This is a genomic window from Streptomyces sp. NPDC102514 (assembly GCF_055584525.1).
In genome coordinates this window covers 373020-393046 of record NZ_JBVJLW010000009.1, presented here as the reverse complement: position 1 = coordinate 393046, position 20027 = coordinate 373020, and the positions used below count along the sequence as shown (strand labels likewise).

The following is a 20027-nucleotide window of genomic DNA, read 5'->3' as shown; positions in this document are numbered from 1 at the left end:
TGACCACCCTCACCGGCCTCCACGTCTACGCAACCGCGCACGGCATCGCTCTCACGACAGAGACAAAACCACCGTGTTGATTCTTTACGAGCCCTAAGCTCGTCCAGCCCCGGCTCCCTCCCGTCGTGACGTCCTGGCGTCCCGGGGCCTAGCTCTCCGGCTGCTCGATGAGCTGCGCGATGTAGAGCGCCTCGCCCAGCTTCTCCACCAGCTCCAGCTGGGTGTCCAGGTAGTCGATGTGGTGCTCCTCGTCGGCGAGGATCGACTCGAAGATGTTCGCGGACGTGACGTCGCCCTTGGCGCGCATCACGTCGATACCGCGCCGGAGCCGGTCGATCGCCTCGACCTCGACCTGGCGGTCCGCCTGGAACATCTCGGTGACCGTCTGTCCGACCCGGACGTGGAAGAGCCGCTGGTAGTTCGGCAGGCCGTCGAGGAAGAGGATGCGGTCGGTCAGCAGCTCCGCGTGCTTCATCTCGTCGAAGGACTCGTGCCGCGTGTACTTCGCCAGCTTCGTCCAGCCGAAGTTCTCCTGCATCTTCGCGTGCAGGAAGTACTGGTTGATCGCGGTGAGCTCGGCGGTCAGCTGCTCGTTGAGGAATTCGAGAACCTCGGGGTCGCCCTGCATCGCGAAGGCTCCTTTCGGGCGGGGGAACTGGTGGGTTGCGCCGCATGATTGCACCGGCGTTGAAGATCGTCCAGTAAGTGCATGCTTAGTAAGTAAGTACAGGCTTAGTCCCAGTTGTCGCGATTGACCGAGTGGGTACGGACCTGGTCATGTCCACCTTCCCGGGTCTGTCAGGATGGAGTCATGGGTCAGCCGGTGGGTCGTGAATCTGGAGAAGCAGCGCAGTCGGAGCTTCCGCCGGGGCAGCGACTGCAGCGGGGCTGGCCGGTCACGCACTACGGGCCCGTACCGAAGTTCCGTCCCGAGCGCTGGGAGTTCAGGATCTTCGGCGGCACCGCCGACGGCGAGAAGTGCTGCTGGACCCACGACGAGTTCACCGCACTGCCGTACGCCACGGTCGTGGCCGATCTGCACTGCGTCACGAAGTTCAGCATGATCGGCGCGGAGTGGGGCGGGGTGCCGACCCGGACGATCCTGGAGATCGCCCCGCCGGCGCCCGCCGTCACCCATGTCATGGTCTGGGCGGAGTACGGCTTCAGTTCGAATCTGCGCCTCGACGACTTCGCGTCCGAGCGCTCGATCTTCGCCACCCACAAGGACGGTGAACTGCTCACCGCGGAACACGGCTTCCCACTGCGTCTCGTCGTGCCGCAGCTGTACGCCTGGAAGGGCCCCAAGTGGGTCCGCGGCGTGGAGTACATGACCGCCGACCGCCGCGGCTTCTGGGAGGAGCGCGGCTACCACAACGTCGGCGACCCCTGGCGCGAGCAGCGCTACTCCTACCAGGAGGAGCCCGGGGACGGCCCCGAACTCTGACCGTCCCGAACAGCTGACCGTCCCGCGTTCCGGTCGTCCCGTGCTCCGGCCGTCCGTGTTCCGCCCGTTCCGCGTTCCGCTGTTTCTCCTGGTCAGTGGTGGTACTGGTGCACCACGGCGTGACCCTTGCCGCGACCGATCATCCACTTGTTGACCGGCGTCGTGACCACGAACGCGGCGGCCGGCGCGATCGCCGGCACCCACCAGAACAGCGCGTCCCCGAGCCCGGCGTCCATCGCGCCCGGCCAGACGACGATCACGCCGTTGTCGATCAGCTCCATCACGGCGATCGGCAGCGGCCGCCACGGTAAACTCGGAAACCGGTCGCCCATAACTGCGCGGGGAGTTCTGCCATGGCTGTCTTCAACGTGATTTTCTCGGAGGCCGCCGCGCGAGTCCGTGACAGCCTGCCGAGCGACCGCCTCGACGTGCTCCAGCGGGGACTTGCCGCACTGGCTCAAGACCCGCGTGTCAAGATCTCGTCGCCCATTTCGCATGACGAGAACACCCGCTCGCTCGCCCTGACCCGCTCCATGGCCATCGAGTACGTGATCAGTGACGGACTCCTGGTGGTGCTCGTCGTGCACGTTGTCGACACGTCGCACGTACTGCTCGACGAAGAGCCCTGACCGGCCCGGGGGCCCGCTCAGCCGTCCCGGAGCTTCTTCAGGCGCTCCACGTCCGCCGCGTGGCCCTCCTTGCCGCCGGGTGTCTCGATGACCAGCGGTACGCCCTCGGTGGCGGGGTGGGTCATCAGGGCGCGGAACGGGTCCTCGCCGATGTGACCGGCGCCGATGTTCTCGTGGCGGTCCTTGTGGGCGCCGGCCACGTCCTTGGAGTCGTTGGCGTGGATCAGCTTCAGCCGGCCCTCGCCGACCGTGTCCACCAGCAGATCGAGGGTCTGGTGCATCCCGCTGGGCCCGGTCAGGTCGTGGCCCGCGGCGAAGATGTGGCACGTGTCCAGGCAGACACCCAGCTTGGGATGGGCGTCGAGCGCCTCGAAGTACGGCCCGAAGTCCCAGGTCCGCGAGCAGAGCGAGGAACCCTGGCCGGCGGTCGACTCCAGCAGCAGGAACGGGTCGTCGTCGTGGGTCAGCTCGTCCAGCAGCGGCAGCAGATGTTCGCGCACCTGCCGGAGCGCCACCGAGCGCTCCCGGCCGCCGGTCGCCGAGCCCGTGTGCACGACCACGCCCAGCGCCCCGATCGCCCGCCCCCGGCGCAGCGAGTGCCGCAGCGACTCCACCGACTTCTCCACGGTCGCCTCGGTGTGCGAGCCGAAGTTGATCAGATAGGGCGCGTGGACGTACGCGGGGATGGACTCCTCGGCGCAGGCGGCGCGGAACTGCTCGTCCTGGGCCGGGTTGCCGGGCGGTGTCGCCCAGCCGCGCGGGTTGGCGACGAAGACCTGGACGGTCTCCGCGGCCAGTTCACGCGCGTACGAGAGGCCTACGGAGGCGAGGCCTCCGGCGACGGGGACATGGCCGCCGACGGGGTTGCGGGACTGCTGAGTGCTCACCCGCCAAGGGTGTCACGCGGTCCCGGCGGCCCGGTCGGCGGCCATGTCCCCACAAGCCCTGCCCCGAGGCCCGGACGATGGGACACCCGGCCGCTCAGCGGATCTTGATGGTGATCTTAGAGCCCTTGGGTGCCTGCTCGCCGCCCTCGGTCGACTGGCTGTCGACCGTGTCGCCGAAGAGACCGAGCAGACCGCGGTCCACCTCGACCTCGAAACCGGCGTCCTGCAGTTCCTGCTTGGCGTCGTCGACGCTGTCGCCCACGACGTCCGGGACCTCGACCAGCGGCGGGCCCTTGGAGACCGTCAGCTTGACGGTGTCGCCCCGGGTCGCCTGCTTGTCGGCGGCGGGCGTCTGCTCGGCGACCGTACCGGCGTCGTAGTCGGAGGTGATCCGTCCGGAGACGACCTCGACCGTCAGGCCCGCGTCCTCCAGCTCCTGCCGGGCGTCGTCCACGTCGTCGCCGAGCACGTCGGGCACGTCCACCGGACTGCCCTTGCTGACGACGAGCGCGATCGCCGAACCGCCGCGGCGCTCGGTGCCCGCCCCCGGCTTCGTACCGATCACGAAGCCCGCGGTGACGTCCTCGCTGAAGGACTTGGTGACCATGCCCGGCGCGAGGCCCTCCTTCTTCAGCCGCTCCCTGGCCTTGTCGAGCGCGTAGCCCTTGAGGTCCGGGACCCGCACCGTGTTGGGGCCCTTGGAGATCGTCAGGGTCACGGAGCCGTTGTCGCGGATCCTGGTGGTGGGCTTCGGGTCGGTGCTGATGACCCTGCCGAGCTTGACGGTGTCGCTGTACGCCTTCTTCGTCCTCACGCCGAGACCGGCGCCCTCGATGCTCTTCCTGGCCTGCGCCTCCGTCTTGTCGAGCACCGCGGGGACCTCGGTGAACTGACCGGAGTTGATGTACCAGACCCCCGCGCCGACGCCGAGGACCAGCAGCACCGCGGCGACGATCGCGAGCACACCCCGGCGGGGTGCCCTCGTGCGGACGCGCCGCGGCGGTTCGGGCGGCGGGGACGGCAGGAAGCTCGTGCGGTGCAGCTCCGCGTCGTCCTCGTTCACCGGCAGCAGCCGGGGCACGGAGAGCGAGCGCGGGATCACGCTCGTACGGTTGTCGGCGCCGGACCGGTCCCCGGCGAGGGCGCCCGGGGGCACGGCGTCCAGCTGGTCGTCGTTCAGGGCGGTGCGCGCGTCCAGGGTCTGGGCGAGCAGCGCCACCGCGTCGTACGGGCGGACCCCGGGGTTGCGCGCGGTCGCCGAGGTGACCAGCTCGTCGAGTTCGTAGGCGAGGCCCGGCACGAGCGCCGACGGGGCGGGCACGTCCTCGTGGAGGTGCTTGTAGAGCACCGCGGCGGGTGAGTCGCCCGAGTGCGGACGGTCGCCGGTCAGCATCTCGAAGAGGAGGATGCCGCACGCGTACACGTCCACGCGGGGGTCGGCCGTGCCGTGTTCTATCTGCTCCGGCGCGAGATACGACACCGTGCCCAGGATGGCGCCCGTCGTGTGGGTGACCGTGTCCACGGCCCGTACGAGACCGAAGTCCGCGACCTTCACCCGGCCGTCGTCCCCTATCAGGACGTTCTCCGGCTTCATGTCGCGGTGCACGAACCCGGCGCGGTGCGCGGCGCCGAGCGCGGCGAGGACCGGCTCCAGGATGTCCAGCGCGGCCCGCGGCTGGAGCGCCCCGCGCTCGCGCAGTACGTCACGAAGGGTGCATCCGGCCACGTACTCCATCGCCAGATAGACGTACGGGCCGTCGGTCCCCTGGTCGAAGACCTGCACCACGTTCGGATGGGCGAGCCTGGCCACCGACTTGGCCTCGCGGATGAAACGGTCGACGAACGAGGCGTCGGCCGCCAGGGTCGGATGCATCACCTTGAGCGCGAGCACCCGGTCGAGACGGGTGTCCACGGCCCGGTAGACCGTGGCCATCCCGCCGACCGCGATGCGGGCGTCGACGCGATACCGACCGTCGAGCACATGCCCGACCAAGGGGTCTTGAAGGGTCGTATCCACGCAGGTGAGTGTACGAGCCACCACTGACGGAGCCGCCCGTGCGGGCGATTCCGGGGCGGTACTGAAGCCGAGCTGTGACGCACCTCGCATGCCGGCCGACCCGGTACGGCGTACACATTCGGTACGGATTCGGACACGCGTTCCGGCCAAAGTTCGGAAAGCCCGGGAGACCCCCATGAAGCGTCAGAAAGCGGGGCGTTCCGGGTCGAGTCGCGCGATTCCGTCCGACGGGGACGAGGCCTCCGCGAAGTGGCGGCGCGGAATGCGCCCCGCCCGGTACGCGAGGCGCCCGGCCTCGACCGCGTGCCGCATGCCCTCCGCCATGAGGACCGGCTCCTGCGCCCGGGTCACCGCCGAGGCGAGCATCACCCCGGCGCACCCCAGCTCCATGGCGAGCGCCGCGTCCGACGCCGTACCCGCTCCCGCGTCCAGGATCACCGGCACGCGCGCGTGCTCCACGATCAGCTGGAAGTTGTGCGGGTTGCGGATCCCGAGCCCCGACCCGATGGGCGACCCGAGCGGCATGATCGCGGCGCAGCCCACGTCCTCCAGCTTCCGGGCGAGGACCGGGTCGTCGTTCGTGTACGGCAGGACCGTGAAGCCGTCGTCGACGAGGGTCTCGGCGGCGTCGAGCAGCTCGATGGGGTCGGGCAGCAGGGTGCGCTCGTCGGCGATGACCTCCAGTTTGACGAGGTCCGTGCCGAGCGCCTCGCGCGCGAGGCGGGCCGTCAGGACGGCCTCCCCGGCGGTGAAACAGCCCGCGGTGTTGGGCAGTACGCGGATGCCGAGCCGGTCGAGCACGGACAGGACCGAGCCGTGCGACCCGGGGCTCACGCGCCGCATGGCGACCGTCGTCAGCTCCGTGCCGGACGCGACGAGCGAGCGTTCCAGGACGTCGAGGCTGGGGGCACCGCCGGTGCCCATGATCAGCCGGGACGTGTAGGACGTACCGCCGAGGACGAAGGGGTCGTCGGCCATGGGTCAGCCTCCTTGGACGGCGGTGAGTACTTCGACGCGGTCTCCCTCGCGCAGGAGGGTCGCCGGCCACTGCGTGCGCGGCACGACGGTCTCGTTGAGCGCGGCGGCGACACCGGAGGGGGCCGCGCAGAGAGCGGTCACGAGGGTGTCGAGGGCGGTGTCGGCGGCGAGTTCCCGCCGTTCCCCGTTGACGAGGACGGTCACGCTCATGCGGGCTGCTCCGTGAGTGCGGCGGCGTCGAACCGGTCCGGGGTGAACGGGAGCGCCACTGCCGGGAGTTCACCGGTGGTCAGGGCGTGTGCCAGGGCGTCGCCGGTGACCGGGGTGAGCAGCACGCCGTTGCGGTGGTGGCCGGTCGCGAGGAGCAGCCCGGGAAGCCGGGTGGGACCGAGCAGGGGCGCGTTGTCGGGGGAGCCGGGGCGCAGTCCGGCGCGCGTCTCGGTGAGCGGCAGTTCGGTGATGCCGGGGACGAGTTCGTGGGCGTCCCGCAGCAGTTCGTACACGCCGCCCGCGGTCACCGTGGTGTCCCAGCCCAGCTCCTCGCTGGTCGCGCCGACGACCAGCTCGCCGTTCTCGCGCGGCACCAGGTAGACGTGGCTGCCGCGAACCATGGCGCGCACGGTCCGGCTCAGGAAGGGCGCGCTCGGGCCCTTGAGCGCGGGGGCGGGCTCCGGCATGGCCAGCCGCAGCACCTGCCCCTTCACGGGCCGTACCGGTGGCAGTACGTCCTCGGGCACACCCGCGAGACGTCCGCTGAGGCTGCCCGCGGCGAGGACGACCTGCCCCGCGGACAGCTCGGTGCCGTCCGTCGTGACGACTCCGGCCGCACGGCCCCCTGCGACGGTCAGGCGCTCGGCCCACGTCCGGTGGAGGACCACTCCGGCCCGTTCGCAGGCCGTGACGAGGGCCGCGGCGAGCCGGCGCGGGTCGATCTGGTGGTCGCCGTCCACCCGCAGTCCGCCGCGCACCCCGGGCGCGAGCATCGGCTCCAGGCGGCGGCACTCGCGGCCGCTCAGCCACTCCGACTCCAGGCCCGACCGGCTCTGCAGGGCGTGCAGTTCGCGCAGATGGGCGCGGTCGTCGGCGTCGAGCGCGACGGTCAGCGTGCCGCACCTGCGGTAGCCGAGATCCTGGCCGGACGCCTCGGTCAGCTCCGCGACGAAGTCCGGATAACGCTCAGCCGAGGCCAGGTTGAGGCCGAGCAGGGTCTCCTCGCCGTAGTGCAGCTCGGTGACGGCGGCCAGCATCCCGGCCGCGACCTGCGCGGCGCCGCCGCCCGGTTCGGGATCCACCAGCGCGGTCGTCAGCCCGCGCTGCGCGGCCCGCCAGGCGGTGACCAGACCGATGATCCCGCCTCCGACGACCAGGACGTCGGTGGTCGGGGTGCTCGGGGGTGCTTGCGGTGTACGCGACATGGGCGTCCAGCCCCTCCCTTCGCCGGCATGACCCGGATCAGGTTCGTACGGTCGGAGGCCGTCCCAGCCTCCCTCTCAGCCCGGTACGCCCGGGCTCCCGCGAGTGCTTTACGTTGGCCACCCTAGCTCTTCGTCCCGCACCCCAGTAGGGAGCCTCACGGCATGGCCCGCTCGCTCGACGGACTCGTTCTCGCCCCCGTGGCCGACCAGGCACCGGGCCAGGTGGGTACGCGCACCCGGTTCGCGTACCGCGAGCGGGACGGCGTGGTCTGGGCCGACTACACGGGCGGTGACGTCGTACGCGGCCACCTCGTCGGCACCCGCGAGGGCGACCGGCTCGACTTCCGGTACGTACAGCTGAAGACGGACGGAACCACCTCCTCCGGGCACTGTGTGTCCCAGGTCGGCGAGACCCCCGACGGCCGGGTGCGGCTGGCGGAGACCTGGGAGTGGGAGTCCCAGGAGGGCAGCGGGACGAGTGTGGTCGAAGAGGTCACCCTCGGCTGACGCCGTGATCCGGCGGTGTGCAACAGCTCACCGACCGCGCCCCTGACCGACGATTTCACCGACTGTCTATGGTGACCGGGTGAGCGAGCTGACACAGGAACCGGGCCCGGCGGCGCGCGTACGCGTCGTGATCGTCGGCGCCGGCATGGCAGGGGTCCAGACCGCCGTCGCCCTGCGGGAACAGGGCTTTCCCGGCAGCGTGACCCTGATCGGCGCGGAACCCCACCAGCCGTACGACCGGCCGCCGCTGTCCAAGGCCGTACTGCTCGGCAAGGCCGAGGGATCCGCCTTCGACGTCGACTTCGAGACCCTCGACGTGGAACTGCGCCTGGGCCTCGAAGCGACCGGTGTCCGCCCGGACGCCCGCGAACTCGACACGGCCGAGGGACGCGTCCCGTACGACGTCCTGGTCGTCGCCACCGGAGCGGAACCCGTCCGGCTGCCGGGCGCCGAGGGCGTGCCCGGAGTCCATCTGCTGCGCACCCTCGACGACGCCGAACGGCTGCGGCCCGTCCTCGCCCGGCAGTACGACATCGTGGTGGTGGGCGCCGGGTGGATCGGCGCGGAGTTCGCCACGGCGGCGCGTGAGGCGGGGTGCTCGGTGACCGTCGTCGAGGCCGCCGGCCGGCCGCTCGTCGGTGCGCTGCCCGAGGAGGTGGCCGCGCCCATGACCGCCTGGTACGCGGACAGCGGGGCGTCGCTGCGCACCCACGCGCGCGTGGAGCGCGTCGAGCCCGGCGCGGTGGTGCTCGACGACGGCTCGCGGCTGCCCGCGGGTGCCGTGGTCGTCGGGATCGGGGCGCGGCCCGCCACGTCCTGGCTGGCCGGGTCGGGGATCGAACTCGGCGCCCACCGGGAGGTCGTCGCGGACGACCATCTGCGCACCTCCCTGCCGGACGTGTACGCGGTCGGCGACTGCGCGTCGTTCCCGTCGGGCCGGTACGGGGAGCGGCTGCTGGTCCATCACTGGGACAACGCGCTCCAGGGGCCGCGCACGGTCGCGGCGAACATCGTGGGGGAGACGCCCGCGCCGTACGACCCGGTGCCGTACTTCTGGTCCGAACAGTTCGGCCGCTTCGTCCAGTACGCGGGGCATCACGGGGCCGCCGACGCGCTGCTCTGGCGGGGGGATCCGGCGGGGCCCTCCTGGTCGGTGTGCTGGCTCCGGGAGGGGCGGCTGGTGGCGGTCCTGGCGGTGGGGAGGCCGCGGGACCTTGCGCAGGGGCGCCGGCTGATCGAGTCCGGCACCCGAATGGACCCGAATCTCCTGACGGACCCGTCACGCCCCTTGAAGGGGGCGGCACTCTAACCGGCGGTTCGTCGTCCGCGACCCCGGTGGGGGCGGACGGCGCAGTTCCCCGCGCCCCTGAAAAGCGGGGCTGCGCCCCAGCCCCGTGAGGGGCGCGGGGAACGGCGCGAGCAACCCCCACCGGCCCGCACCCGACGAGCGACCGAGGGGTTCGGGGGCGCGGGGAACGGCGCGGCCAACCCCCACCGGCCCGCCCCCGGCGAACGACCGAGGGGTTCAGGGGCGCGGGGAACGGCGCGAGCAACCCCCACCGGCCCGCGGCCGACGAGCGACGCGGCGACGCATCCCGGAGCGCACAGGCCGAGCCCTCCAAGGGGCGCGGGGAACGGCGCGACCGGCCACGGACGGGCCGCACCCGGCGTCCGACGGAGGGGCGCGGGGAACTTGCGCGGCCAACCCCCACCGGCCCCCACCCGGCGCCCGACCGGTACGCGCCCGGTCAGGGCCGAGCGGACCGCCCGGGTACCGGGTGTCAGTGGGAGATGGCAGGCTTGTACCCGTGACCGAGATTGACGCAAAGATCGATGCTCTCGTCCCCGCCTGGCTCACTCTCCCCGACATCGCCGAAAAGTTCGGCGTCGAGGTGACGCGCGTCCGGCAGCTGGTCAGGGAAGGCCAGCTGATCGCCGTACGCCGTGGTGAGAACCGCGCGCTGCACGTCCCCGCCGCTTTCATCGACGTGGACGAACAGAAGGTCGTCAAGGGCCTCGCAGGCACCCTGACGCTCCTGAGGGACGACGGCTACAACGACGAAGAGATGCTTGAGTGGCTCTTCACTCCCGACGAGAGCCTGCCCGGCACCCCCGCGCAGGCTCTGAGCGAGAATCGCGGCACGGAGGTGAAGCGCCGCGCCCAGGCGCTCGCCGTCTGAGCTGATCACGCCGCACGGCGTACGGGCCGCGGGCCCAGGACCGCAACGGCCCGGCGGCCCGTACGCCACCGACACCACACGGGGGACCCACGCATGCCCGAATCCACCGCACGCGCGCAGCTCGCCGACGCCCGGGTCTACCTCTGCACGGACGCCCGCAGGCGCCAGGGCGACCTCGCCGCCTTCCTGGACGCGGTCCTCGCGGGCGGCGTGGACGTCGTGCAGCTGCGGGACAAGGGCATGGAGGCGGCCGAGGAGCTGGAGCACCTCGCGGTGTTCGCGGACGCCTGCCGCCGGCACGGCAAGCTCCTCGCGGTGAACGACCGCGCCGACGTCGCCCACGCCGCCGGAGCCGACGTCCTGCACCTCGGCCAGGGAGACCTCCCCGTCCCCGCGGCCCGCGCGATCCTCGGCGACGAGGTCCTGATCGGCCGCTCCACACACGCGGGACCGGAGGCCACGGCCGCCGCGGTCCAGGACGGCGTGAACTACTTCTGCACGGGCCCCTGCTGGCCGACCCCCACCAAGCCCGGCCGCCACGCACCGGGCCTCGACCTGGTCCGGCACACGGCCGCGCTCGGCACGGACCGCCCCTGGTTCGCGATCGGCGGCATCGACCTCGGCAACCTCGACGAGGTGCTGGAAGCGGGCGCCCGCCGCGTCGTCGTCGTACGGGCGATCACCGAGGCCGACGACCCGGGAACGGCGGCGGCGGAGTTCGCCAAGCGGCTCCGGACGGCGTGAACCGCAGGTTCCGTACGCGCCGATCCAGGATCGGTCGAGCGCCGGTTGTCCGAGGAGTGGACAACAAGTCGACAAATCGGGCAAATTCTCCACATCCGGTTGGGGGACCGTCTCCCCCTGGCTAACCTGCGGGTATGGCCCTCGGATCTGCTTCCACCAGGACTGACCGCGCACGGACCGTGCGCGACATGCTCGCGACCGGCAAGACGACCTTCTCGTTCGAGTTCTGGGCGCCGAAGACCGAAAAAGGCGAGCGGAACCTGTGGAACGCGCTGCGCAGGGTCGAGGCGGTCGCCCCCAGCTTCGTCTCCGTGACGTACGGCGCGGGCGGCACCACGCGCGCCGGCACGGTCAAGGCGACCGAGCAGATCGTCGCCGACACGACGCTCACCCCGGTCGCCCACCTCACCGCGGTCGACCACTCCATCGCGGAACTGCGCAACATCATCGGCCAGTACGCGGACGCCGGGATCCGGAACATGCTCGCCGTGCGCGGCGACCCGCCCGGCGACCCCATGGCCGACTGGGTGGCGCACCCCCAGGGCCTCACGTACGCGGCCGAACTGGTCCAGCTCATCAAGGAGTCCGGCGACTTCTGCGTGGGTGTCGCGGCCTTCCCGGAGATGCATCCGAGGTCCGCGGACTGGGACGCGGACGTGGCGAACTTCGTCGACAAGTGCAGGGCGGGCGCGGACTACGCGATCACGCAGATGTTCTTCCGCCCGGACGCCTACCTCAGGCTGCGTGACCGGGTCGACGCGGCGGGCTGCGAGACGCCGGTCATCCCCGAGGTCATGCCGGTGACCAGTGTGAAGATGTTGGAGCGATTGCCCCAACTCAGCAACGCCTCGTTCCCGGATGCCCTGAAAGAGCGGATCCTCACAGCCAAAGACGATCCGGCGGCTGTACGCTCCATTGGGATCGAGTTCGCCACGGAGTTCTGCGCGACGCTGCTGGCCGAGGGAGTCCCCGGACTGCATTTCATTACGTTGAACAACTCCACCGCGACGCTGGAAATCTACGAGAACCTGGGCCTGCATCACCCACAGCAGGCCTAGACCGGTCGCATCGTGATACGACACACTGCGTAGCGGCCATCTGGGAGAGGGGCGTACATGGGCTGGACGGTCCTCTACATCGCATTCGGCATCGTCGCGCTGTGGCTGCTGGGCGAGGTCCTGCTGCAGTACAAGGCACGGCTTCGCTGGCGGCTGCTGGCCTTCGGCGGCTTCCTCGGGGTGGTCCTCGGTGTCCTGATCCCGTCGGTGGTGGTCATCGGTCTGGGCGCTGCCGCCTTCGCCGTCGGGCAGACCTACGTCACGCTGTCGTTCCGCAGCGGCTTCGCGGCCGGCTGGGCCGTCTCCGGACGGCCGGGCATCACCAAGCGCCGCCGCGGCGAACCCGACCGCCAGGAACCGACCCTGGAGGTCACGGACCTCCAGGCCGGACAGAGCGGAACGTATCCGCAGGACGACTTCGGCCGCAGCGAGAGCTTCGGCGCGGACGACGCCTTCGGGCGTGAGGAATCGGTTTTCGGGCAGCGCCCCGCGAACGCCGCCGAGGCCACCGCCGTCTACGAGCCGCAGCCGCTGCCCGACGACACCGGCCAGTACGGCGTCTACAGCGAAGCCGCCTACGCCGCGGCCGCCGACGCCGCGTACGCCGCATCCGCCCAGGCACAGGCGCAGGGCGGCCAGACCGACCAGGGCCAGTCCCAGGACCAGTTCGCCCAGAACTACGGGTACGACGGCTACTCGGGCTACGACCAGCAGCAGTACGGCTACGACACCGGACAGCAGCAGCAGTACGCCCCCTACTCCGACCCGTACGTCGGCTCGCAGTCCTACGACGCCGCCTCCTACGGCCAGTCCTACGACACCTCGCAGCAGCAGTACGGGCAGCAGGGTCAGCAGGGTGGCTACGAGCAGGACCAGTACGCGGCGGGCGCCTACAACGGTGCCGAGAACACTCCGCCCGGCGGGGTCTGGGTGCCGCAGCAGCGGACCACCGAGGACCAGTACGGCGGCGAACTCCCGCCGGAGCAGCCCTATCCGTACGAGGGCAACGGCCACCAGCAGCAGGGCGGGTACGACGAGCAGCAGTACCGGTACTGACTCCGGTACCGGCGCCGTCCCACCCGGGTCGACCCGGGTGGCACCGCCACCCTCACTGCGAACCCCTGAAGTCCGGTCCCTCCACGATCAGTCCGGAGACCAGCGAGCCCGACATCCCGGCGTGCGGAAGCCCGCCGCCGGGGTGCGCCCAGCCGCCGACCGCGAACAGGCCCGGTACACGGGTGGCGTTGCCCGGTCGCAGACGTGTGCCCCCCTCGCCGGCCAGCGCGGGAGCGGGCACCCCGCCGCCCGGGGCCCCGGTCTCCCGCTCCGTGTGCAGGGGCGTCCGCACCTCGCGCCACAGCACGCGCCCGCGCAGCTCCGGCACGGCCCGCTCCGCGGCGGCGACCATGCGGTCCGCGAACGCGTCGGCGGCACCGGCCGCCGCCCAGTCGTACTGCTTGAGGGACGGCACGGTCGCCGTGAGCACCACGGACTCGTGGGCGTCGTCCGGGCGTAGCAGCGGATCGTCGGGACGGTCCACCCACACCGTGGGCCGCGGCGCCGCCGTACCCGCCTTGAAGGTGTGGTCCAGCTCCTCGGTCCGGTCCGGTGTGTGCACGACCGTGCGGTGCGCGGCGCCCGTCTCGCGAGGGCCGCGCAGGGCGAGGCAGACCACGGCCTTGCCGCAGGACGGGGCGGCGGGCTGCGGCCCGGGTGCGTCGTCCCCGTACAGATCGTCGCGGCCCGTCAGGCTCGTCAGCAGCTCCGGCGGGCCGCCCACCACGAAGTCCGCCTCGGTGACGGTCCCGTCGCGCAGCTCCACGCCGGTCGCCCGGCCGTCCTTCTCGGTGACCGCGACGACCTCGGCCCCGAAGACGAACTCCACCCCCCGGGCCACGCACCGCTCGTGCACGGCCCGCGCCAGCTCGCGGATTCCGCCGCGCACGTACCACGCGCCGAAGGCGTGCTCCATGTACGGCAGGACGGCCGCGCTCGCCGGGACCGCGCGAGGGTCGAGGCCCGACGCCAGCGCGTAGCTCTCCAGGAGGGCGGTGAGGCGGGGGTCGCCCAGCTCCCAGGCGCCGACCTCCGAGAGGCGGGCCGCCGTACGGGTGCGCAGCAGGCGCCGCTGCCGCAGCGCCGGGTAGGGCTCACGCTCGCCCAGCACCTGCCAGTCGGCCCACAGCGGCTCCTCCAGGAGCGGCCTGCGCGTCCGGTCCCAGGCCTCGCGGGCCCGGACCAGGAAGTCGCCCCAGCGCTCACCCGCGCCCGCGCCCAGTGCCCCGTCCAGGGCCGAGACGACCCCCGCGCGCGAGGCGTTGGGCAGCGAGACCTCCGTGCCGTCGGCGAAGACGTGCCGCGCCGCCGGGTCGACCTGGACCAGGTCGACGCACGCCTCCAGGGGCTCCTTGCCGGTCTTCACGAACAGATCGCGGTAGACCGCGGGCAGCTGGAGCAGCCCGGGGCCCGTGTCGAAGGCGAACCCCTCGCGCTCGAAGCGGCCCACCGCTCCGCCGTACGTCGCCGCCCGCTCGTACACCGTCACCCGGTGGCCCGCGACGGCCAGCCGGGCAGCGGCCGCCATCGCGCCCATCCCGGCGCCGATCACCACAATCCGTGCCATGCCAGGGACTTTATCGGCCGCCACCGACAACGGGCCCGCGGCCCCGGGAGCCCGCCCGCCGGGGGCAGTCGGGGGCGGCCGAAGCGGGCCGGGGTGGTCGGGGTCAGCCGGGTGGTGGTGGCCCGAGCCGGTCCACGAGCCGTTTCTCCTCACGGCGCTGGGCCCGGCGCCGCCGGAACCGTCTGATCCGCGAGACCAGGAAGTAGAGCGCCAGCAGACCGGCCAGCAGCAGGACACCCGCGATGATCGCCGCGGCCTCGGGGTGGAACATCGCGAAGGTCAGGATCCCGGCGACCCCGAGATCCTCCGCGGTGCTCATCACGACGTTGCTGAACGGTTCCGGCGAGGTGTTGATCGCCATCCGCGTCCCGGCCTTGACGGTGTGGCTGGCCAGGGCGGAGGAGCCGCCGATCGCCCCGGCCGCCAGCTCGGACAGCGAACCGCTCTGCCCGGCGAGCAGCGCCGCGACGACGGCTCCCGACACCGGGCGGATCACGGTGTGGACGGTGTCCCACACCGAGTCCACGTAGGGGATCTTGTCGGCGAAGGCCTCGCAGACGAACAGGACGCCGGCCACGACGAGGACTTCAGGACGCTGCAGCGACTCGGGGACCTCGTCGGTCAGTCCGGTCGCGCCGAAGAGGCCGAGGAGCAGCACCACCGCGTACGCGTTGACACCGCTGGCCCAGCCGCTGGTGAACACCAGGGGGAGTACGGACACGGACGCGATCGTAACCAGTCGGCAACGGCGCGTCCTGGGCATGAGTGCGCAGGGCTGAGTACGCGTACCTAGGGAGTGAGTTGAGTACGCGCGCGGATGGGTTCCCACCTGCGCGAACGAGAGAGTGGAGGCACGGAAAGGGGCGCGGCTCCGGTACCGCCGACACGGGGCGGCGGAACGGCGCGGCGCCCTCTACCGCTCCTTCCGCCGATCACTCGGCGGGAGCGAGGCAGGGGGCCCGAGGGAGACCGGAACGGGGGGAACCGTCGGGGACCACCGGGGGATGTACGGGGGGACGCACGGGGGAACACAGGAGGGGCGCCGGTCCGGCGTGGCCCGCGGGGGACGCGGCCACTCGGGACCGGCGTTCACCTGTGTCCGGCGTGTCTTCGGCATCTGCCGTGCCTCTGTGCCTCTGTGCCTCTGTGTCACTTGGGCCACCTGGGTCACTCGGGGCCGAGGCGCCCGCCGCCGACCCTCCCCTGGAGCAGCAGGGACAGTGCCGCGTGGACGTCGTCCAGGGAGCGCTGCGGCTGGAACGCCTGCCAGTCCAGGGCCGCCACCAGCACCATGCCGACCAGCGCCGCCGCCGTCAGCGGGGTGTCGATCTCGTCGCTCAGCTCACCGTTCGCGATGCCGTCGCGCAGGACGTCCTCGACGACCGCCACGGCCTGCTGCCTGACCACCATCAGCGTGGACTGCCAGGCGCGGTTGGTGCGCCACAGCTCCGCCACGTACAGCTGGGTGAAGGCCGGGTAGCGGCCGATGAAGACGAGGCCCGCCCGGATCATCGCGTCCAGCGCGTCGACCCTGCTGCCGCCCTCCTCGTCGGTCTGCTCCACCGCTTCCCGCAGCGAGGCGGTGAGCAGTCCCACCCCGTGCCGGAGCAGCTCTTCGAAGAGGACGGACTTGCTCGCGAAGTTGTAGTAGACCGTGCCCTTCGCCACTCCGGCACGCTCGGCGATCTCGTCCACGGTGGTGGCGGAGAAGCCCTGCTCGGCGATGAGGGTCACCGCCGCCTCGTAGAGCTTCTGCCGGGTCGCCTGCCGCCGGCCGCCGCCGCTGTCCACCGTCCTGCTGCTTTCCATGGCCCCGATTGTCACAGGCTCAGCTCCGGGTGAAGTCGGTCGAGGGTCCACACCTGTCGGCGCCGCGCGGACACCGCGGTGAGCGCGAGGGCGCCCAGGGTGAACGCGGTGAGGACGGCGCAGGCCTGCCAGACGGGCCCCAGACCGCCGCCCGTGATGAGTCTCCGCAGGGCGTCGACGACGTAACTCATCGGCATGAAGGGGTGGATCGCGTTGAAGAAGCCCGGGCTGGTCTGCACGGGATACGTGCCGCCGGCCGAGGTCAGCTGGAGCATCAAGAGCGCGAGGACGAGGATCCGGCCGGCCGCTCCGAAGCGTGCGTTGAGCCACTGCACGATCGCCGAGAAACAGGCCGTCACCAGGAACAGGAAGGCCACCGTGCCGGCCGCCCGCACCGCCTCCAGACCGATCGCCCAGTGCAGTACGGACATCAGCGCGACCGTCTGCAGCACTCCCAGCGCGGCCACCGGCAGCCAGCCCGCCAGCGCGATCCGCCAGGCGGGGGCGCCCGCGGCGAGCGCGCGCCGGTTGAGCGGCGGGATCAGCATGTAGGCGACCATCGCACCCACCCACAGGGAGAGCGGAATGAAGTACGGGGCGAAACCGGTGCCGTAGTTGGGCGCCTTGTGCAGGTCCTTCGAAGCGAGCTGTACGGGATCGGCCATGACCCCGGTGCGCTGATCACGGTCCTTCTTGTCGTAGTCCGGGATCTTTCCCGCGCCGTCGTGGAGTCCGCCGGCGAGCTTCCCCGAGCCGTCGGCGAGCTTGTACATGCCCCCTTCGAGGTCGTTCGCGCCCGTCCCGAGCCTGCCGATCCCGCTGTCGAGGTCGGTGGCGCCCTTCTTGGCCGTGCCGAGCCCCGTGTGCAGGGTCTCGGCCCCCTCGGCGACCTTCCCGGCCCCCTTGTTGAGCTGGTTGATCTTCGAGACGGCCGTGGCGAGGTCCTCGGACAGATGCGGTGAGCGGTCGGCCAGCGCCCGCGCCTGCTTCTCCAGGGTGGCCAGGTGCTTGTCCAGCGTCTTCAGGTCGCCGTTCTGCCCGGCCACCAGCGTCTCGACGTCGTCGGCGACCTTCGCCACGTCCGCCGCCGCGTCCCTGGCCTTCTTCAGGTCCGGGCAGGCGGCATCGGGCAGGGGCAGGTCCTGGTCCTCGCAGCGCGCCTTGTAGACGCCGTTCAGCGTGTCGGAGGCGGTGTGCGCACTCTTGGCGGCGGCCGGGGCGGTCCTCGCCAGCGTGCCGAGGTTGCCGCGGACGACCGAGGCGGAGTCCGCGACGAGCCGGGCGGTGTCGCCGATCTCCTTCTCGTTGCCCTTCAGGAAGGGCCCCACCTTGTCCGCGACGCCGTTGACCTTGTCCGCGAGGGTCTGTGTGCCCTCCGAGACCTGCCGCGAGCCGTCCTCCAGGTCGCCCGCTCCCGTGTCGAGCCTCTTCAGCCCGGCGGCGAGCTTTCCGCTGCCCTTCTCGGCGTCCGCGAGGCCGTCCGCGAGGTCCTTCGAGCCCTTCTTCGCCTTCCCGATGCCACCGGAGAGGGTGTCGGCCCCCTCGGCGGCCTTCTGGGTCTTCCCGTGGAGGTCGGAGAACGAGACGTAGATCTTGTCGAGGAACGACCGCGACGCCTTGGTCGAGGCGGCCGTGCGCACCTCGCTGAAGACCGTCCGCGAGATCTGCCCGACGATGTAGTTGTTCGCGTCGTTCGTACGCACCTGGAGGGCGCCCGTCTCCGGGGAGTCGCCCGAGCTGGAGGCGATCCTCCTGCTGAAGTCGGACGGCATGGTCAGCGACAGGTAGTAGTCGCCGTTCTCGACACCCTCGCGGGCCTCGGCGGCGCTCACCTCGTGCCACTCGAAGGTGTCGCTCTTGTGCAGCCCCTTGGTGATCTCGTCGCCCAGCACGACCTTCTGGTCGGCGGCGGTGGCTCCCCGGTCGTCGTTCACCAGCGCCACGGGGATGCGGTCGAGACGGCCGTACGGGTCCCAGAACGACCACAGGTAGAGGGCGCCGTACAGCAGGGGCAGCAACAGGAGCGCGGCCAGCGCCGCGCGCGGGAGCCTGCCCCTGCCGAAGCGCCTCAACTCAAGCGCGGCCAGTTTCGGCGAGCGCATCAACCGTCTCCTTGTCGTGGTCGTCGGTCTGGCGGTCGTCGGGCCTGCTGTGGTCGTGGTTCTGGTTCTTCCGGTTCCCGTCGCGGGCGGGTGTGCCGACGGATCCGGTGGACACCACGACCGCGCCCTCAGAGGCCTCGCTGCACACCGCCACGACCGTGGTCCCGGCCTCGGTCAGGGAGCGCAGCAGCGCCCGGACCTCGGTCCGTTCGGCGTCCGAGAGCTTCAGGTCGGTGTCGTCGATCCCGAGGAGCCGGGGGCGGCCGATCAGGGCGAGGGCCACGGACAGCCGCAGCGCCTCCAGGCGTTCCAGGTCACGCACTGCGGTCCTGGAACCCTTGGGCAGTGTCTCCGGGTCGAGTCCGGCGGCGGCCAGCGCGTTGTCGACCCGCAGCCGGGCCTCCGTCAGCCGCTCCTGGCGCGGTCGCAGCAGCCCGCGTACGGGGCCGCCGAACCGCCGCTGGAGCAGGGCGCGTTCCCGGAGGTGCTCGCCGACGGACAGGGCGGGCTCCAGGTCGGTGACGCCGGGCACATGGGCCAGCGCGCTCAACCTGCGGACCGCCGCCATCTGCTTCGGCAGCTCGCAGTGCCCCACCCTCGCGTGTCCCTCGGTGGGCTTCATCCGCCCGGTGAGCGCCAGCAGCAGGCACGTACGGCCCGAGCCCGACGGTCCCTCGACCGCGATCAGCGAGCCGGGCTCCGCGTCGACGTCGACACCGCGGAACGCCCAGCCGCGGGGTCCCTTGAGCCCGAAGTCCTCGGCCCTGACGCCGAGTCCGTGCGGACCGTCCACAACTTCCCCCACCCTCCGGGTCCTTCGACCGGCTGCCGCACCGGTCGAGGCGCAAAGTTTTTGAACTGACTGGTCAGTGCAAAAACTACTCCGAACCTATGAGTGAAGCAAAAGCGCAGGTCAGAACGGATTGTCAGTGGCATACCGCACGATAGGCACATACGGCATCTCCCGTCGGGGTGTGCCGTCACGACGACAGGAGGTTCGTCATGGCCAGCTCTTCCGCAGCCGCCGCCCACCGGCGCCGCGCCACCGGCCCTGCCCCCTCACTGACCGGACCGGCGAGCGACGTGCACCCCGTGCTCCGCCGTGCCACGGCCCCGCCCGCCGCCCTCGATCTGCTCGCCCAGGCCCGCGCCGGACTCGACGAAGCGGCCCTGCTGGAAATGCCCAACGACCGGTACGCGACGGCACACCTGGCCGCGCTGCGCACCGCCGCGGCCGTGCTCGCCGCCCGTGGCCGGCCCGAGACCACCGAGAGGCGCCGGGCCAAGATCCGGAGCGCTTGGGAAGTGCTGCCCGAGATAGCGCCCGAACTCGCCGAGTGGAGCGTGCTGTTCGCCTCGGGAGCCCGCCGCCGGGCCCGCGCGGAGGCCGGCATCCAGGGCGCCGCCAGCATCCGCGACGCCGACGACCTGCTGCGTGACGTGGCGATGTTCCTCCGCCTCGTCGAACGCATGCTGGTGCTCCAGCCGGTGCTGCCCCAGCCGCGGCACGAGGCCGGGCAGGGCGGGCAGGTCGGCCATGTGGGCCAGGCCGCCCAGGAGGCACGGATCATGCCGGGTCCCCGGGACGTGCGGGACGTCCCGGACGCGGGCTGATGGCTATGACTGGGCCTACT

The 20027-nt window shown here is 71.7% G+C and carries 20 protein-coding genes, 1 pseudogene and 1 riboswitch; of the genes and pseudogenes, 9 read left to right on the top strand and 12 right to left on the bottom strand.

The window, feature by feature from the left end; all coding sequences use genetic code 11:
- Positions 1-148: 148 nt before the first annotated feature.
- Complete coding sequence (gene bfr / locus ACZ60E_RS24840; protein ID WP_384809366.1) at positions 149-628, bottom strand: bacterioferritin; 480 nt, start codon at positions 626-628, stop codon at positions 149-151.
- 183 nt (positions 629-811) lie between these two features.
- Between bfr and ACZ60E_RS24835 the strand changes: the two genes are divergently transcribed.
- Positions 812-1444 (top strand): sulfite oxidase-like oxidoreductase, encoded by a 633-nt coding sequence (locus ACZ60E_RS24835; RefSeq protein WP_469443150.1) that lies wholly within the window; start codon positions 812-814, stop codon positions 1442-1444.
- Between the two features lie 92 nt (positions 1445-1536).
- Here ACZ60E_RS24835 and ACZ60E_RS24830 read toward each other — a convergent pair.
- Positions 1537-1740 (bottom strand): annotated as a pseudogene (locus ACZ60E_RS24830) (DUF4396 domain-containing protein); the annotation flags it as partial.
- A 57-nt stretch (positions 1741-1797) separates the two neighbouring features.
- On the opposite strand from ACZ60E_RS24830, the gene ACZ60E_RS24825 reads away from it, so the two are divergent.
- The gene (locus tag ACZ60E_RS24825; RefSeq protein WP_469443149.1) at positions 1798-2073 is read left to right on the top strand and encodes a hypothetical protein; all 276 of its coding nucleotides are present in this window, start codon (positions 1798-1800) and stop codon (positions 2071-2073) included.
- A 17-nt stretch (positions 2074-2090) separates the two neighbouring features.
- On the opposite strand, the gene ACZ60E_RS24820 is transcribed toward ACZ60E_RS24825, so the two are convergent.
- The 5 genes from ACZ60E_RS24820 to thiO all read right to left on the bottom strand — a co-directional run bounded on the left by ACZ60E_RS24820 (position 2091) and on the right by thiO (position 7370).
- Positions 2091-2960 (bottom strand): deoxyribonuclease IV, encoded by an 870-nt coding sequence (locus tag ACZ60E_RS24820; protein ID WP_384809360.1) that lies wholly within the window; start codon positions 2958-2960, stop codon positions 2091-2093.
- A 94-nt stretch (positions 2961-3054) separates the two neighbouring features.
- On the bottom strand, positions 3055-4977 hold the full coding sequence (pknB, locus tag ACZ60E_RS24815; protein WP_469443147.1) for a Stk1 family PASTA domain-containing Ser/Thr kinase: 1923 nt from the start codon (positions 4975-4977) through the stop codon (positions 3055-3057).
- Between the two features lie 183 nt (positions 4978-5160).
- On the bottom strand, positions 5161-5955 hold the full coding sequence (locus tag ACZ60E_RS24810; protein ID WP_366786943.1) for a thiazole synthase: 795 nt from the start codon (positions 5953-5955) through the stop codon (positions 5161-5163).
- A 3-nt stretch (positions 5956-5958) separates the two neighbouring features.
- Positions 5959-6165 carry a sulfur carrier protein ThiS gene (gene thiS / locus ACZ60E_RS24805; protein WP_384809356.1) on the bottom strand — a complete coding sequence of 69 codons (207 nt, stop codon included), beginning with the start codon at positions 6163-6165 and terminating at the stop codon, positions 5959-5961.
- A complete protein-coding gene (thiO, locus tag ACZ60E_RS24800) occupies positions 6162-7370 on the bottom strand; it encodes a glycine oxidase ThiO (protein ID WP_469443145.1) in 1209 nt (402 codons plus the stop codon). The genes thiS and thiO overlap by 4 nt, the downstream gene beginning before the upstream one ends.
- A riboswitch (TPP riboswitch) is annotated at positions 7368-7481 on the bottom strand. (Overlaps the previous gene by 3 nt.)
- Before the next feature lie 51 nt (positions 7482-7532).
- Between thiO and ACZ60E_RS24795 the strand changes: the two genes are divergently transcribed.
- From ACZ60E_RS24795 to ACZ60E_RS24770, 6 genes are all read left to right on the top strand, one after another.
- A complete protein-coding gene (locus ACZ60E_RS24795; protein WP_453794083.1) occupies positions 7533-7877 on the top strand; it encodes an avidin-fold protein in 345 nt (114 codons plus the stop codon).
- 79 nt (positions 7878-7956) lie between these two features.
- Positions 7957-9186 (top strand): NAD(P)/FAD-dependent oxidoreductase, encoded by a 1230-nt coding sequence (locus tag ACZ60E_RS24790; RefSeq protein WP_469443143.1) that lies wholly within the window; start codon positions 7957-7959, stop codon positions 9184-9186.
- A gap of 499 nt (positions 9187-9685) precedes the next feature.
- The gene (locus ACZ60E_RS24785) at positions 9686-10057 is read left to right on the top strand and encodes an Rv2175c family DNA-binding protein (RefSeq protein ID WP_107017464.1); all 372 of its coding nucleotides are present in this window, start codon (positions 9686-9688) and stop codon (positions 10055-10057) included.
- 93 nt (positions 10058-10150) lie between these two features.
- Positions 10151-10801 (top strand): thiamine phosphate synthase, encoded by a 651-nt coding sequence (gene thiE, locus ACZ60E_RS24780; protein WP_469443140.1) that lies wholly within the window; start codon positions 10151-10153, stop codon positions 10799-10801.
- Between the two features lie 134 nt (positions 10802-10935).
- Positions 10936-11859 carry a methylenetetrahydrofolate reductase [NAD(P)H] gene (gene metF, locus ACZ60E_RS24775; RefSeq protein ID WP_453794086.1) on the top strand — a complete coding sequence of 308 codons (924 nt, stop codon included), beginning with the start codon at positions 10936-10938 and terminating at the stop codon, positions 11857-11859.
- A 57-nt stretch (positions 11860-11916) separates the two neighbouring features.
- Positions 11917-12915 carry an SCO2102 family sporulation regulator gene (locus ACZ60E_RS24770; RefSeq protein WP_453794087.1) on the top strand — a complete coding sequence of 333 codons (999 nt, stop codon included), beginning with the start codon at positions 11917-11919 and terminating at the stop codon, positions 12913-12915.
- A 52-nt stretch (positions 12916-12967) separates the two neighbouring features.
- On the opposite strand, the gene ACZ60E_RS24765 is transcribed toward ACZ60E_RS24770, so the two are convergent.
- The 5 genes from ACZ60E_RS24765 to ACZ60E_RS24745 form a co-directional block, all read right to left on the bottom strand.
- Positions 12968-14482, bottom strand: coding sequence for a phytoene desaturase family protein (locus ACZ60E_RS24765; RefSeq protein ID WP_469443138.1), 1515 nt, complete (start codon positions 14480-14482; stop codon positions 12968-12970).
- A gap of 103 nt (positions 14483-14585) precedes the next feature.
- Positions 14586-15203, bottom strand: a complete 618-nt coding sequence (locus ACZ60E_RS24760) for a DUF4126 domain-containing protein (RefSeq protein WP_384809342.1) — start codon at positions 15201-15203, stop codon at positions 14586-14588.
- A 446-nt stretch (positions 15204-15649) separates the two neighbouring features.
- The gene (locus ACZ60E_RS24755) at positions 15650-16291 is read right to left on the bottom strand and encodes a TetR/AcrR family transcriptional regulator (protein ID WP_384809340.1); all 642 of its coding nucleotides are present in this window, start codon (positions 16289-16291) and stop codon (positions 15650-15652) included.
- Between the two features lie 11 nt (positions 16292-16302).
- A complete protein-coding gene (locus tag ACZ60E_RS24750; RefSeq protein ID WP_469443136.1) occupies positions 16303-18393 on the bottom strand; it encodes a YhgE/Pip family protein in 2091 nt (696 codons plus the stop codon).
- A complete protein-coding gene (locus tag ACZ60E_RS24745; RefSeq protein WP_469443134.1) occupies positions 18365-19198 on the bottom strand; it encodes an ATP-binding cassette domain-containing protein in 834 nt (277 codons plus the stop codon). Before ACZ60E_RS24745 ends, ACZ60E_RS24750 begins: the two co-directional genes overlap by 29 nt.
- Positions 19199-19395: 197 nt before the next feature.
- On the opposite strand from ACZ60E_RS24745, the gene ACZ60E_RS24740 reads away from it, so the two are divergent.
- On the top strand, positions 19396-20007 hold the full coding sequence (locus ACZ60E_RS24740; protein WP_384809336.1) for an SAV_6107 family HEPN domain-containing protein: 612 nt from the start codon (positions 19396-19398) through the stop codon (positions 20005-20007).
- Positions 20008-20027 lie beyond the last annotated feature (20 nt).

Coding starts and splice junctions, on each gene's coding strand:
- bfr (WP_384809366.1), bottom strand. CDS start 628: ATGCAGGGCGACCCCGAGGTTCTCGAATTCCTCAACGAGCAGCTGACC.
- ACZ60E_RS24835 (WP_469443150.1), top strand. CDS start 812: ATGGGTCAGCCGGTGGGTCGTGAATCTGGAGAAGCAGCGCAGTCGGAG.
- ACZ60E_RS24825 (WP_469443149.1), top strand. CDS start 1,798: ATGGCTGTCTTCAACGTGATTTTCTCGGAGGCCGCCGCGCGAGTCCGT.
- ACZ60E_RS24810 (WP_366786943.1), bottom strand. CDS start 5,955: ATGGCCGACGACCCCTTCGTCCTCGGCGGTACGTCCTACACGTCCCGG.
- thiS (WP_384809356.1), bottom strand. CDS start 6,165: ATGAGCGTGACCGTCCTCGTCAACGGGGAACGGCGGGAACTCGCCGCC.
- thiO (WP_469443145.1), bottom strand. CDS start 7,370: ATGTCGCGTACACCGCAAGCACCCCCGAGCACCCCGACCACCGACGTC.
- ACZ60E_RS24795 (WP_453794083.1), top strand. CDS start 7,533: ATGGCCCGCTCGCTCGACGGACTCGTTCTCGCCCCCGTGGCCGACCAG.
- thiE (WP_469443140.1), top strand. CDS start 10,151: ATGCCCGAATCCACCGCACGCGCGCAGCTCGCCGACGCCCGGGTCTAC.
- metF (WP_453794086.1), top strand. CDS start 10,936: ATGGCCCTCGGATCTGCTTCCACCAGGACTGACCGCGCACGGACCGTG.
- ACZ60E_RS24770 (WP_453794087.1), top strand. CDS start 11,917: ATGGGCTGGACGGTCCTCTACATCGCATTCGGCATCGTCGCGCTGTGG.
- ACZ60E_RS24765 (WP_469443138.1), bottom strand. CDS start 14,482: ATGGCACGGATTGTGGTGATCGGCGCCGGGATGGGCGCGATGGCGGCC.
- ACZ60E_RS24755 (WP_384809340.1), bottom strand. CDS start 16,291: ATGGAAAGCAGCAGGACGGTGGACAGCGGCGGCGGCCGGCGGCAGGCG.
- ACZ60E_RS24750 (WP_469443136.1), bottom strand. CDS start 18,393: ATGCGCTCGCCGAAACTGGCCGCGCTTGAGTTGAGGCGCTTCGGCAGG.
- ACZ60E_RS24740 (WP_384809336.1), top strand. CDS start 19,396: ATGGCCAGCTCTTCCGCAGCCGCCGCCCACCGGCGCCGCGCCACCGGC.